This window comes from Bradyrhizobium sp. BR 1433 (genome assembly GCF_051547665.1).
Classification (GTDB): Bacteria; Pseudomonadota; Alphaproteobacteria; order Rhizobiales; family Xanthobacteraceae; genus Bradyrhizobium; species Bradyrhizobium australafricanum.
Genome location: NZ_JBPUGG010000001.1, coordinates 3,759,224 through 3,771,578 on the forward strand (window position 1 = coordinate 3,759,224; position 12,355 = coordinate 3,771,578).

Genomic DNA, 12,355 nt, shown 5'->3' on the forward strand with positions numbered 1-12,355 from the left:
CGCGCAGCGCGTCTCGAAGGGTCCACGGCCCGGCGCTCGCCACATTGCGACAATGGGCCGTGCATCCTTCGAGACGCGCGCAAGGGCGCGCTCCTCAGGATCACGAGCTGACGAGGCCGGACGGGGCTTAAGCCGCGGCGGCGTGGCCGAGTGCGCTGACGATGTTGTCGACGACCTCTTCCACCAGGATGCGATCGTCGCCCTCGCCCATCACGCGGATCACCGGCTCGGTGCCGGAGGGGCGGATCAACAGACGGCCATGGCCGTTGAGGCGCCTCTCGCCGTCGGTGATCGCGGACTTGACCTCGGCGTCGTCGAGCGGCTTGCCGCTGCGATAGCGCACGTTCTTCAGGATTTGCGGCAATGGATCGAAACGCCGGCAGATCTCCGACACCGGGCGGCGCAGCTTCTGCACCACGGCCAGCACCTGCAGTGCCGCGACAAAACCGTCGCCGGTCGTCGAATAGTCCGACATGATGATATGGCCCGACGGCTCGCCGCCGAGATTGTAGCCGCCGCTCAGCATCTGCTCGAGCACATAGCGGTCGCCGACCGGCGTGCGGACCATCTGCAACCCGAGGCCCTGCAGGAAACGCTCCAGCCCAAGATTGGACATCACGGTCGTGACGATGCCGGGCTTGGCGAGGCGCCCCTCCTCCTTCCAGCTCTGCGCGATCACCGCGAGCAGCTGGTCGCCGTCGACGATGTGGCCGCGCTCGTCGACCAGGATGACGCGATCGGCATCGCCGTCGAGCGCAATGCCGATGTCGGCGCGCATCTCGCGCACCTTCCGCGACAGCGCTTCCGGCGAGGTGGAGCCGCATTCCTTGTTGATGTTGAAGCCGTCGGGTTCGACCCCGATCGGCACCACGTCGGCGCCGAGTTCCCACAGCGCTTCCGGCACCACCTTGTAGGCGGCGCCGTTGGCGCAATCGACCACGACGCGCAGGCCGTCGAGCGAGAGATCGCGCGGCAGCGTGCGCTTGGCGAATTCGATGTAGCGGTCATGGACGCCGTCGATGCGGCGGGCGCGGCCGAGGCTCGCGCTCTGCGCCAGGCGGCGGTCGAGCGATTCGTCGAGCAGCTGCTCGATCTGCTTCTCGACATCGTCCGACAGCTTGAAGCCCTGCGGTCCGAACAGCTTGATGCCGTTGTCTTCAAAAAGATTATGCGACGCCGAGATCATGACGCCGAGATCGGCGCGCATCGACTTGGTGAGCATCGCGATCGCCGGGGTCGGCATCGGGCCGACCAGCAGCACGTCCATACCGACCGAGGTGAAGCCCGCGACCATCGCGTATTCGATCATGTAGCCGGACAGCCGCGTGTCCTTGCCGATCACGACGCGATGGCGATGATCGCCACGCTGAAACACCAATCCCGCGGCCTGCCCCACCTTGAGCGCGAGCTCCGGCGTGATCAGTCCATTGGCGCGGCCCCGAATTCCATCGGTCCCGAAATATTTGCGGCTCATGTAACCCCCAACACGGACCTCTCGAACCACCCGGCGAGAGAGTCCTGAACGCCTACCAGTCTAGCGTGCATCGGCCTTATAGACTGCCAGGCGCTAAAAGGACTTCAAAAAATATGATGAATCATTACCGGGGCTAAACCCCGTGCTTCGACATTAAGGCACTGAAAGATATAACATTATTACTCCTTCGGCAACCTGGGGAACGAATGTCGTCCCTACCCTTTGCCGCTGCGCTTGACGTGCTGGTCGCCCTTGCTGGGGGCCGGCTGGGTGACATTGACGGGGTCGGAACCGGGAAACGTCTCCTCCAGCCCCTCTTCCAGGGCCTCATCGAGCCGGCGCTTCTCGGCGTTCTCGTCTGCTTTCGGTTTGGAGCCTGATTGGGTCATCGCGCTCTCCCATCCGTCTTCGATTTGGCAGCTCCCCCATCCATGCTAGATGACGGCAAGATCGAACACCCGCAAGGCGCCTCCGTAGAACTTGCGACACAGAAGAAGGGCCGGGACCGTCCATGAAGCACATTACCTGCATCGAAGATCTGCGCCAGCTGCACAAGCGCCGGGTGCCGAAGGCGTTTTTCGATTATGCGGACCGCGGCTCCTATACCGAGGACACGCTGCGCGCGAATTCGGAAGATCTGCAGCAGATCAAGTTCCGCCAGCGCATCCTGGTCGATGTGTCCAAGCGCACCCTGGCGACCACGATCCTCGGCGAGCCGGCGGCGATGCCGCTGATCCTGGCGCCGGTCGGCCTGCTCGGCATGCAGCATGGCGACGGCGAGATCTATGCCTGCCGCGCCGCGCAGGCGGCCGGCATTCCCTTCACCCAGAGCACGATGTCGATCTGCTCGATCGAGGACATCGCGGCCGCCGTCGACAAGCCGTTCTGGTTCCAGCTCTACGTCATGAAGGACCGCGGCTTCATCAAGTCGCTGATCGAGCGCGCGATCGCGGCGAAATGCTCGGCGCTGGTGTTGACCGTCGACCTGCAGGTGATCGGCCAGCGCCACCAGGACATCAAGAACGGCATGACGGTGCCGCCGGAATGGTCGCTGTCGAAGCTGATCGACTTCGCGACCAAGCCCGCCTGGGTCTCGGGCGTGCTGCAAGGCAAGCGCCGCACCTTCGGCAACATCGCCGGCCACGTCAAAGGCACCGAGGACCTGACGAAACTGTCGGAATGGACCGCCTCGCAGTTCGACACCTCGCTGAACTGGAAGGACATCGACTGGATCCGCAGCATCTGGCCGGGCAAGCTGATCCTCGAAGGGATTCTCGATGTCGAGGACGCCGAGCTCGCCGCCAAGACCGGCGCGCAGGCGATCGTGGTGTCCAACCATGGCGGCCGCCAGCTCGACGGCGCACCGTCCTCGATCGAGGTGCTGCCGGAGATCGTCGATGAGGTCGGCTCGAAGCTCGAGATCATGTTCGACGGCGGCATCCGCACCGGCATGGACGTGATGCGGGCGCTCGCGCTCGGCGCGAAGTCCTGCATGATCGGCCGCGCCTATGCCTATGGCCTCGGCGCCGGCGGTCAGGCGGGCGTCGCCAAGGCGATCGATATCCTGAGCAAGGAGCTCACCACCACGATGGGACTGTGCGGCGTCAACACCATCGCCGAGATCGACGATCACGTGCTGGCGGTTTAGCGCGGAGCGGCAGCCTCTCTCAACACGTCGTCCCGGGCAAGCGAAGCGCGACCCGGGACCCATAACCACCGATGGCCGTCGTTTCGCAGCGCTGCGGGCGACAGCGCTTCAACAACTCAACCCTGTGGTTATGGGTCTCTGCTTTCGCAGGGACGACGGCGGAGCCTGTTCCGCATCACATCGGCGGCGCAATCCCGTCGCGGCCGACATTGACGCGGTTGGCTTCCAGCGTGCCGTCATCCTTCTTCAGCGCGCCGAAGATGATGATCTTGGCGCCCGGCTTCAGTTCCGACTTGTCGCCGGCGACGAAGGTGACGACCGGGGTGCCCGGCGGCACCACGACTTTCTTCTCGCCGTCCTTGTACTTCACCGTGATGTTCTGGCCGTCGGTGCCCTTCACGGTCTCGGCGACGGTGGCGTTGGTCATGGTCGAATTGGCGCGCAGGTCCCAGGGGCGGAAGCCTTCGGCGGCGCCGCGCTGGTTCTCCGGGAAGATATGAACCGCGATCGCCTTCTGCGTTCCGTCGGGCTCGGGCATCGCTGTGACGCCGATATAGGAACCGGGCTTGATCTCCGACAGATCGGTCTTGGCGACGCCGAACACCGCGACGTTGTCGGTGGTCCGCACCTTCATGTCGGCGCCGTCGCGCGACTTGATCGACAGCATCGCGCCGTCGACGGCCTCGATGGTGCCGCGGATACGCACCGCCGGCGGCTGCTGCGCGGATGCAGCCGAGGCAAAGGCAACAAGAAGCAATGCGGCGAACAGCGTCGATTTCGGCATGGTGTCCCTCATGGGTTGGGCTGGCGGATGAAGGAACACCGGGGAATTGGTGGTATTCCGTGCAAGCCACAACTTCTCGCGGAAGCGACGGCTCACACGACAACTACGCGCCGGGTGAGGGGGCCGTTACTGCGATAACGGACAGGTGATGCGCTCGCGTGTGCAAAGCTGCCGTAGCCCGGATAGCCTTCGTCGTCCCGGGCAAGCGAAGCGCGACCCGGAACCCATAACCACGACCCTACGAGATTTGGCACGCTGTGACCCCAGCTCTTCTCAACAATTATCATCGGTGGTTATGGGTCCCGGCTCCCGTGCGCAATTGCGCACTAGGCCGGGACGACACGTTGAGGGACTGCCGTTCACGTCACATCGGCGGGGTTAGGCCGTCGCGGCCGACGCTGACGCGATCGGTTTCAAGTGAGCCGTCCGGCAGTTTCTTCATGAAGGCGATCACCTTGGCGCCGGCCTTCAGGTCCGCCTTGTCGCCGGGAACATAGGTCACGACCGGTGTATCGGGTGCGACCTCCACCTTCTTCTCGCCGTCTTTGTATTTGACCAGCAATGTGTGGCCGTCATTGCTGACGACGGATTGCGCGACGGTCGCATTGGTCATGCTGCTGTTCGGCTTCAGATCGTACGGCCGCGACCCTTCGCCGGTGCCGCGCATGTTTTCCGGGAAGACATGCACCTCGACCGCCTTCGGCGTGCCGTCGGAGCCGGGCACGGTGGTCGTACCGATGAAGGAACCGACCTTGATGTCGGACAGCGCGATCTTGGTGAGACCGAGCACCACCATGTTGCCTGCCATGTGCAGCTTGACGTCCTCGCCGCTGCGCGACTTCACCGCGAGCGTATCGCCGTCGACGCTCTCGACGGTTCCACGCACCCGCGTCGGCGTCGGCGGCTGCTGCGCGAGCGCGTAGAGCGTGGACACCGTCACCATCGCAAGCGCGATGAACGGCCGAATGAGATGGGAGCGGCTGGCAGGCATGACTGATCTCCGGGAGGGAACGCGGGGGGACTAACACCAGACCCCGTTCCGGAGATGCTATTCCAGGCCTCAAGTCTTTGTGAGATCGGCCTCAACAAGCGTGCGCAGTTCCGGCGTGACCTGCGGACGCCGCCCGAACCATAACTCGAAACCGCGCACCGCCTGATGCAGCAGCATGCCTAGTCCATCGGCGGTCTTCAGACCACGCGCCTCTGCCGCCGCAAGCAGCGGCGTCACCAGCGGCACATAGACGAGGTCGGAGACAACCGCGCCCTGCGGCAGCAGACCGACATCGACCTCGAGCGCGGGCTGACCATGCATGCCGAGCGAGGTGGTATTCACCAGCAGGCCGGCGCGCGGCAGCAGCTCATCAACCTTGTCCCAGGTCGCAGGATGAACCCGCGCGCCGAATTGCCCGGCCAGCGCGCGGGCGCGATCGATGCTGCGGTTGACCAAATGCACGCGCGCGATGCCGCGCTCGATCAGGCCGAACACCACCGCACGGGCCGCGCCGCCGGCGCCGAGCACCAGCGCGTCCGCGGTCTTGTCCCAGCCGGGCGCGCAGGCGTCGAGATTGTTGATGAAGCCTTCGACATCGGTGTTGGTCGAGCGCAACTCGCCATCGGAGAACCACAACGTGTTGGCGGCGCCGACGGCACGGGCGCGCTCGTCCGGCGCCGACAGCGCCAGCGCGCGCTCCTTGTGCGGAATGGTGACGTTGGCGCCGACGAAGCCGCGCAGCGACAGGCGGAACAGGAAATCCTTGAAATCCTCCGGCGGCACCGCCTCGATCACATAGCCGCCCTCGATGCCGAGCGTGCGCAGCCAGTAATGATGGATCAGCGGCGAGCGGGAATGCGCGGCGGGCCAGCCGATCAGGCACGCGGCGCGGGTTTTGCTTGAGGACGTCATGATCGTGACATCGGCCAAGGCGGGCGCGCTGTCAATCCGTCCGCTTCGCGGTTGCGGCAACCAGCGCGCTGAGGGCGAACGCGGCGGCTGCGGCGAACCAGATCGCCGCGAGGTTGATCCAGCCATAGGCCAGCGCGCCGGCGAGCGCGCCCGCGACCAGCGCCGCCCACAGCAGCAGATTCGGCAGCCAGGCCCAGCCCGCACCGCCTGTGAGCGCGGCGGCGATCAGCTGACCGGCCTTCACCAGCGCCCCGGTGACATAGGTGAGGCCGAGCCCGGCCCCGCCTTCGAGCTGGAATACGGCGTTCTCGAGCCCCATCGCCAGCACGATGGCGGCGACCGCGGCGTTCGACAGGCCATAGGCATAGGCCACCGCCGCCGCCGTGAGCAGCCACGCCTCGATGAGCAGGAGGAGGGGCTGGCGATGCACCAGCGCGCTGAGCACGATCAGGCTGCCGGCTGCGGCGCCGGCGACGAACAGCACGATCAGCTCCAGCGCTTCCAGGGCGTGCTGCCAATGCCCCTCGGCCAGCGTCACGCCAAGCCGCGTCGAGTTGCCGCTCATGAAGGAGACGAACAGCCCGCCGAGATGCAGATAGCCGATGCCGTCGACATAGCCGGCCATTGCGCTGAGCGCGCAGGCCAGCGCCAGGTTACGGCGGGATTCAAGCATGCTGGCGGAAACTGCGTCATAGGAAGGGAATCACGGGCGCTATCTTGGCCCGTCATTCCGGGGCGATGCGACAGCATCGAACCCGGAATCTCGAGATTCCGGGTCTGGTCCTTCGGACCATTCCGGAATGACAATTCGATCACGCCGCGTCGCGATGCGCGGCGATGATCTGGTCGGCGGCGCGGCCCGTCACTTCGGCCATGCGGTCGAACTGGCGGGTGAAGGTGCCGGCGCCGGCGGTGGCGGAGCGCAGCTCGACGATCAGGTCGCCGATCTCCGATTCCGGCATCGTGGCGCGGACGCAATCCCAGCCGATCCAGCCGTCGCGGGTGTCGAAGCCGAGGATCTGGCCGCGGCGCGCCGACAGGATCGCGTTGATCTTGGCGGTGGCGTCGGTCGGACAGACGATCTCGACCATATGGATCGGCTCCAGCAGCACCGGCTGGCACTGCGGCAACCCCTCGCTGACCCCGATCCGCGCCGCGGTGCGGAACGCGAGATCGGACGAGTCGACGCTATGATAGGAGCCGTCGGTCAGCGTGACGTCGACGTCGATCACGGGAAAGCCGAGTGGGCCGCGCGCCAGCGCGTCGACGACGCCCTCTTCCACCGCGCCGATATAGTTGCGCGGCACCGCGCCGCCGACCACTTTCTCGTGGAATTCGAAGCCTGACCCGCGCGGCTTCGGCTTGATGTCGAGCACGACGTCGCCGAACTGGCCATGGCCGCCGGACTGCTTCTTGTGCCGGCCGCGCTGGGTGATCGGCTTGCGGATGGTCTCCTGATAGCCGATCGCCGGCGGATGCGATTTGACGTTGACGCCGTAGCGGTCCTTCAGCCGCTCCTGCGCCACGCGCAGATGCATCTCGCCCTGCCCCCACAGCACGGTGTCGTGGGTGCGCGGGTTCTGGATCATCGTCAGCGAGGGATCTTCCTCGTTCAGCCGCAGCAGCGCCTGGCCGAGCTTGACATCGTCCTTGCGGTCGGTCGCGGCAATCGAGATCGACAGCACGGCCGCGGCCGGCTCGACCTTGACCAGCGAGGCCGGCGCCGTCTTGCCGCTCGAGACCGTATCGCCGGTCTTGATCGCATCGAGCTTGCCGAGCGCGACGGTGTCGCCGGCCTCGGCCTGCGGCCGCTTGCTGTCATGCCCGCCAGAGACCGCGAGGATGCCTGAGACGCGTCCGCTCTCGCCGCTTGAGGATTGCAGCGTCGCGCCGTCGTCGAGCCGGCCCGCAAGCACGCGCGCCAGCGACAGCTTGCCGCCGTGCTGCAAATGCACGGTCTTGAACACGTAGGCCAGCGCATCCTTCTGATCCTTGATGCCGAGCCGATTGGCGCTCTCGGCAACGCCGGGCGCCTCATGGCGCAGCGCCTTCATCAGGCGCAGCACGCCGTTCTCGCGGCTCGCAGCGCCGAGCAGCACCGGACAGATCTGCCCTTCGCGCAGTTCGCGGGCGAGATCGTCGAACACGGCATCGCGCGGCGGCTGGATATCCTCCAGCAACTGCTCCATCAGCGCGTCGTCATGGTCGGCAAGCTTCTCCAGCATCGAGAAGCGGGCTTCCTTCTCGCGATCGAGATTGCCGCCCTCGAGCGCCATCACCTCCGACGGCTTGTGCTCGCGATAGACGAAGGCGCGCTCCAGCGCGAGATCGACAAAGCCTTCGATCAGATCGCCGTTCCAGATCGGGATCTGGCGCAGCACCAGCGGCACCCGCGAGGCCGGCTGCAGCGTCGCAAGCGTCTCGCGGACGCGCTTGTTGGCGCGGTCGATCTTGTTCAGGAACAGGAAACGGGGAATTCCGAGCTCCTCGAGCTCGCGCAGGATGATCTGCAGCTGCGGCAGCTTTTTCTCGTCGGCTTCGCAGACCACGACCGCGGCATCGACCGCCGGCAACGCTGCACGCATATCGTGCGCGAATTCGATCGAGCCGGGACAATCGATAAAGGTGTAGCTGTCCCCCATAAAGGTGGTGGTGGCGGCGGTCAGGCCTACGCCCATCTTGTGCTGACGCGCCTCGGGGCTGGCATCGCCGACGGAGGTTCCGGCATCGACGCTGCCGGCAGTTTTAATGGCGCCAGTGCGCGCCAGGATCGCTTCCAGAAGTGTGGTTTTACCGCTTTGGAAAGGGCCCACCAATGCGATGCACCGTGGACCTCGGGGACTTCTGACGTCTTGTCCCATTGCCGCCTCCTCGTTTTGGAGCTCGGCCCATGATTGGGTCGGCGACCGTTTATGCTCTGCCTGCGTTTGACATTTGGCAAGCGGGAAAACGTCGCTGCGGTGCGGCGTCGCGGAGGTTTGCAATTCCGAGCCATCGTCCGGACAATTGCATCGGCTGCGTCAGTTCCTTCGCGCAAGTCCCGGAGAAATCTCGCGCCAGCGTGTCGCAAGGTCGAGCAGACGCTGCACGGCGGGCGAGACATCTTCTTCACGCCACGCAATCGTGAGCGGCGCCGTCACCGCCGGCGCGGCCAAGCGGACATACGCCACGCCGCGACCGGTCTGCGCGCGTGCCGCGGCCTCCGGGACGAGCGATACACCGACGCCGGCGGCGATCAGGCCAATCGCAGTTTGCAGATGCAGTACCTCCTGCGCGAGTCGCGGCGTGAATCCGGCGGCCTGGCACGCGGCGACGATCAGGCCGGTGACCGATGGCGCCGGCCGCGCCGGATAGAGCACGAAGGCATCATCGGACAATTCGGCAAGCGCAATGTCGTCCCTCTCGGCAAGCGGATGCGCGCGCGGCAACGCCGCGACATAGGGCTCCTCCAGGATCAGGCGCTGGGCAAGACCCGCCTCCGGCAATAGCGCCGGGCGTGCGAAGCCGACATCGATCCGGCGTCGCCGCAGCGCTTCGGCAATCTCGGCCGCCAGCATCTCGTCAAGCACAAGCTCGACGTCGGGACAGGCGTCGCGATAGCTGCCTAAGATATCGGGCAGACCGGCGAACATCGCGGAGCCGACGAATCCGATCGCGAGCTTGCCGGCCTGGCCGCGCCCGACGCGCCGCGTGTCCGCAACCGCGGCCTCGAAATTTGCGAGCAGGGAGCGGGCGCGCGCAAGCAGCAGCTCGCCCGCCTCGGTGAGCCTGACAGGACGGCTATTCCGCTGCAGCAACGTCACGCCGAGTTCGTCCTCGAGCTGACGGATCTGCTGGCTCAGCGGCGGTTGCGCGATGTGCAGCCGCTCGGCCGCGCGGGTGAAGTTCAATTCCTCGCCGAGCGCCACGAAATATCTGAGATGTCGCAATTCCATGCCGTCGGTATAGCACAGCGGCGGGTGCCGTCAGTCATACGCAATAGCTCTGCAACCGTATCGAACGAGTATTGGACCGGACGCGCGAACGCGGACAGCCTGCGACAAAGCAAAGGGAGTCCCCATGACGGCGCTGGAAAAAGCCTTCGCAGAAGCAGCCGCGGCAGGCATTACGCAACAGAAGATCGATATCGGCGATTTGCGCGTCAATGTCGCGCGCTTCGGCAAAGGGCCGCCGCTGCTCCTGCTTCACGGCTGGCCGGAGTTCTGGCTGGTGTGGCGCCCGCTGATGCTGCGCCTCGGCGACAGTTTTGAACTGATCGCGCCCGACTTGCGCGGCTGCGGCGACACCGGCAAGCCGACAACGGGGCCCGATGCGTCCGCCACCGCGGAGCGCCACGCGCTGGATATGTTTGCCGTCATGGACGCGCTCGACTATCAGCGCTTCGGCGTCATCGGCGGCGATCTCGGCGCCTACGTCATGCAGGCGATGTCGCATCGACATCCGCAGCGGCTGATCGGCACGCTCTATCTCTGCACGCCCTATCCGGGCCTCGGCTATCGCTACGGCCAGCCCGGCCACCTGATCGAGGTCTGGTATCAATACTTCCAGCAGCTGCCATGGGCCGCGCAATTGGTCGGAAGCTCGCGCGAGTCATGCCGGCTCTACTTCCGGCATTTCCTCGACCACTGGTCGGGCGACGATCCCGCGGTGTTCGGCGACCTGCTGGAAGCCTATGTCGACAACTTCATGAAGCCGGGCAACATCCAGGGCGGCTTCGACTGGTATCTCTCGTCCGCGCCCAATCGCCGGCTCTGGCTGGAAGGCAAGCTGCCGGCACAGCCGCGCATCGACGTGCCGTCGCGCTTTCTCTGGGGCCGCCGCGATCCGTTGATCGCGCCCGAATGGTCGGACAGGTTGGGAGACTATTGGAGCGAACCTTCGATCAGGTTCGTCGAGACCGGGCACTATGTTCACGCCGAGGCGCCCTGGATCGTTGCCGAAGAAGCAAGCGGCTTCTTCGGCACGCTGACCAACCGCACGGGCGCGCGTTAGAGCATGATCCGGAAAAGTGCGAAGCGGTTTTCCGATAAGATCATGCTTAGACGGCTTTAGCGGCCCGGACGCAGCTCCAGGCTTTCGAGGCCGGCGGCGATGTTGATGCCGACCTGGCCCTGCACGCTGAGCGGCTGCAGGGCGATGGTGTTGTCGGAGCCGCCAACCAGCACGTTGCCGCCGACACCGACGCCGAGCGTCGCGCTTCCCTGCGCGCCGGCATAGTTGCCGGACAGCGCACCCGGCCCGAGCCGCTCCACCGGCGCGTAGACGCCCCAGGCCAGCGCCGATTCCTGGGTGATGCCGAGATCGATGCCGACCTTCTGGATGGTCGCGATGTAGCGATCCTCAGGCAGACCATTGGCGCGGAGCACGCAACCGAGATGGGTCACGGAACCGACGATGAAGCCAACGCTCGCGCCGCCGCGGCATTCAAGGACGCCGACCTGCACGCGCTGGATCGGCTGTTGGGCGCTGGCGCCAACGATTGCGGTCAGCGTGGCAATGGCAGCACCGGCGAGGCGAGTGAAGCGACGCATGTTGGGAAGTCTCCGGCTGAGAGGCATGACGCGAGCAGAGAACCGAACGGCGCCGTGTCTGCGGCGCCGTTCGCATCCTATGCCACAACATCGAACGTCCAGCCAGAATTTGCGGTGCCCGGCCACCGATTGTCAGGAGATGTTGCGGCGCTGCTATGTTCCTCAGGGTCTGCCGATTGATCGAGCAACGGACAGCAAACAACAGACAACAAAAAAAGAGGCCCGCTTTCGCGGGCCTCTTTGATCGGACACCGACCAGCTTAGAGCGTTTTCGAGCGAAGTGGATACCGGTTCGCGTGAAGAAAACGCGTTAAGACAAATCTAGTGGTGGTGATGATGACGGTGGTGACGATGATGACGGCGCGGACCGCCGTAGGCGACCGGCTCGAGATCGATCCCGGCGATGCCGGCCGCGACGTTGAGGCCGGTCTGGCCCTGCACGCTGACCGGCTGCAGCGCATAGGCATTGTTCGGGCCGCCGAACAGGAAGTTACCGCCGGCGCCGAGGCCGACCGAGGCGTTGACGCCGACGCCGCCGTAGCTGCCGGCCAGCGCACCGCGCGGGAGCTGGGTGGTCGGCGCGCTCACGGCCCAGGCGAGCTGGGTCGTCGCGGTGACGCCAAGGTCGACGCCGATCCGCTTCACGGTCGCAACATAGGGCTCGGGCCGACGGCCGCCGCTCTGAAACACGCATTCGAGGCGCGCGACAGAGCCGACAACGAAGCCGACATTCTCGCCGCCCTGGCATTGCAGGACCCCGGCTTGAACCTGAGGCGCCGCGTTGGCGGTGGCGAACGGCGCCAGCAACGCAAGCGCTGCAAGGGTGAGGGTCGAAAGTCGCATTGAACTGTCTCCGCAAGGTGAACTGAATTTGCGCGGCGGACAGGAAGGAAGGCTCGTGTCCAAAACAAGGCAGCGCGCAAAGACGCCGTAAAAACTTCCCGCGTGTGGCATCGATGTTCGCACACACGCGCGTGAGGTGAGCAGGATGTGATTTGACTCGTCGAATTTACCG

12 protein-coding genes are annotated in these 12,355 nt (G+C 65.5%); 2 read left to right on the forward strand and 10 right to left on the reverse strand.

Annotated features, from left to right (window positions below; all coding sequences use genetic code 11):
• Nucleotides 1-127 precede the first annotated feature (127 nt).
• Together glmM and ACSKB9_RS18420 are read right to left on the reverse strand one after the other, a co-directional pair.
• Entirely contained in the window at nt 128-1,474 is a 1,347-nt protein-coding gene (gene glmM, locus ACSKB9_RS18415) for a phosphoglucosamine mutase (protein WP_438074736.1), read from the reverse strand.
• 215 nt (nt 1,475-1,689) lie between these two features.
• Nucleotides 1,690-1,863: a hypothetical protein gene (locus ACSKB9_RS18420; protein WP_438074738.1), complete on the reverse strand. Its 174-nt coding sequence runs from the start codon at nt 1,861-1,863 to the stop codon at nt 1,690-1,692.
• A 122-nt stretch (nt 1,864-1,985) separates the two neighbouring features.
• On the opposite strand from ACSKB9_RS18420, the gene ACSKB9_RS18425 reads away from it, so the two are divergent.
• Nucleotides 1,986-3,122 carry an alpha-hydroxy acid oxidase gene (locus ACSKB9_RS18425; protein ID WP_438074740.1) on the forward strand — a complete coding sequence of 379 codons (1,137 nt, stop codon included), beginning with the start codon at nt 1,986-1,988 and terminating at the stop codon, nt 3,120-3,122.
• A 175-nt stretch (nt 3,123-3,297) separates the two neighbouring features.
• On the opposite strand, the gene ACSKB9_RS18430 is transcribed toward ACSKB9_RS18425, so the two are convergent.
• The 6 genes from ACSKB9_RS18430 to ACSKB9_RS18455 form a co-directional block, all read right to left on the reverse strand.
• The gene (locus tag ACSKB9_RS18430; RefSeq protein ID WP_057015947.1) at nt 3,298-3,906 is read right to left on the reverse strand and encodes a hypothetical protein; all 609 of its coding nucleotides are present in this window, start codon (nt 3,904-3,906) and stop codon (nt 3,298-3,300) included.
• Between the two features lie 364 nt (nt 3,907-4,270).
• The gene (locus ACSKB9_RS18435; protein ID WP_438080288.1) at nt 4,271-4,849 is read right to left on the reverse strand and encodes a hypothetical protein; all 579 of its coding nucleotides are present in this window, start codon (nt 4,847-4,849) and stop codon (nt 4,271-4,273) included.
• 117 nt (nt 4,850-4,966) lie between these two features.
• Nucleotides 4,967-5,809, reverse strand: a complete 843-nt coding sequence (locus ACSKB9_RS18440) for a shikimate dehydrogenase (RefSeq protein WP_438074742.1) — start codon at nt 5,807-5,809, stop codon at nt 4,967-4,969.
• A gap of 31 nt (nt 5,810-5,840) precedes the next feature.
• Complete coding sequence (locus ACSKB9_RS18445) at nt 5,841-6,482, reverse strand: YoaK family protein (protein ID WP_438074744.1); 642 nt, start codon at nt 6,480-6,482, stop codon at nt 5,841-5,843.
• 139 nt (nt 6,483-6,621) lie between these two features.
• A complete protein-coding gene (locus tag ACSKB9_RS18450) occupies nt 6,622-8,670 on the reverse strand; it encodes an elongation factor G (protein ID WP_438074746.1) in 2,049 nt (682 codons plus the stop codon).
• Between the two features lie 159 nt (nt 8,671-8,829).
• Nucleotides 8,830-9,744: a LysR substrate-binding domain-containing protein gene (locus ACSKB9_RS18455; RefSeq protein WP_438074748.1), complete on the reverse strand. Its 915-nt coding sequence runs from the start codon at nt 9,742-9,744 to the stop codon at nt 8,830-8,832.
• 124 nt (nt 9,745-9,868) lie between these two features.
• Here ACSKB9_RS18455 and ACSKB9_RS18460 point away from each other — a divergent pair, with 124 nt between their 5' ends.
• Nucleotides 9,869-10,801: an alpha/beta fold hydrolase gene (locus ACSKB9_RS18460; RefSeq protein WP_438074750.1), complete on the forward strand. Its 933-nt coding sequence runs from the start codon at nt 9,869-9,871 to the stop codon at nt 10,799-10,801.
• 56 nt (nt 10,802-10,857) lie between these two features.
• On the opposite strand, the gene ACSKB9_RS18465 is transcribed toward ACSKB9_RS18460, so the two are convergent.
• On the reverse strand, nt 10,858-11,340 hold the full coding sequence (locus ACSKB9_RS18465; RefSeq protein ID WP_168859258.1) for a DUF992 domain-containing protein: 483 nt from the start codon (nt 11,338-11,340) through the stop codon (nt 10,858-10,860).
• A gap of 321 nt (nt 11,341-11,661) precedes the next feature.
• Nucleotides 11,662-12,183 (reverse strand): DUF992 domain-containing protein, encoded by a 522-nt coding sequence (locus tag ACSKB9_RS18470; RefSeq protein ID WP_057015953.1) that lies wholly within the window; start codon nt 12,181-12,183, stop codon nt 11,662-11,664.
• Nucleotides 12,184-12,355 lie beyond the last annotated feature (172 nt).

Coding starts and splice junctions, on each gene's coding strand:
- ACSKB9_RS18455 (WP_438074748.1), bottom strand. CDS start 9,744: ATGGAATTGCGACATCTCAGATATTTCGTGGCGCTCGGCGAGGAATTG.
- ACSKB9_RS18470 (WP_057015953.1), bottom strand. CDS start 12,183: ATGCGACTTTCGACCCTCACCCTTGCAGCGCTTGCGTTGCTGGCGCCG.
- ACSKB9_RS18440 (WP_438074742.1), bottom strand. CDS start 5,809: ATGACGTCCTCAAGCAAAACCCGCGCCGCGTGCCTGATCGGCTGGCCC.
- glmM (WP_438074736.1), bottom strand. CDS start 1,474: ATGAGCCGCAAATATTTCGGGACCGATGGAATTCGGGGCCGCGCCAAT.
- ACSKB9_RS18425 (WP_438074740.1), top strand. CDS start 1,986: ATGAAGCACATTACCTGCATCGAAGATCTGCGCCAGCTGCACAAGCGC.
- ACSKB9_RS18430 (WP_057015947.1), bottom strand. CDS start 3,906: ATGCCGAAATCGACGCTGTTCGCCGCATTGCTTCTTGTTGCCTTTGCC.
- ACSKB9_RS18435 (WP_438080288.1), bottom strand. CDS start 4,849: ATGGTGACGGTGTCCACGCTCTACGCGCTCGCGCAGCAGCCGCCGACG.
- ACSKB9_RS18465 (WP_168859258.1), bottom strand. CDS start 11,340: ATGCGTCGCTTCACTCGCCTCGCCGGTGCTGCCATTGCCACGCTGACC.
- ACSKB9_RS18460 (WP_438074750.1), top strand. CDS start 9,869: ATGACGGCGCTGGAAAAAGCCTTCGCAGAAGCAGCCGCGGCAGGCATT.
- ACSKB9_RS18420 (WP_438074738.1), bottom strand. CDS start 1,863: ATGACCCAATCAGGCTCCAAACCGAAAGCAGACGAGAACGCCGAGAAG.
- ACSKB9_RS18450 (WP_438074746.1), bottom strand. CDS start 8,670: ATGGGACAAGACGTCAGAAGTCCCCGAGGTCCACGGTGCATCGCATTG.
- ACSKB9_RS18445 (WP_438074744.1), bottom strand. CDS start 6,482: ATGCTTGAATCCCGCCGTAACCTGGCGCTGGCCTGCGCGCTCAGCGCA.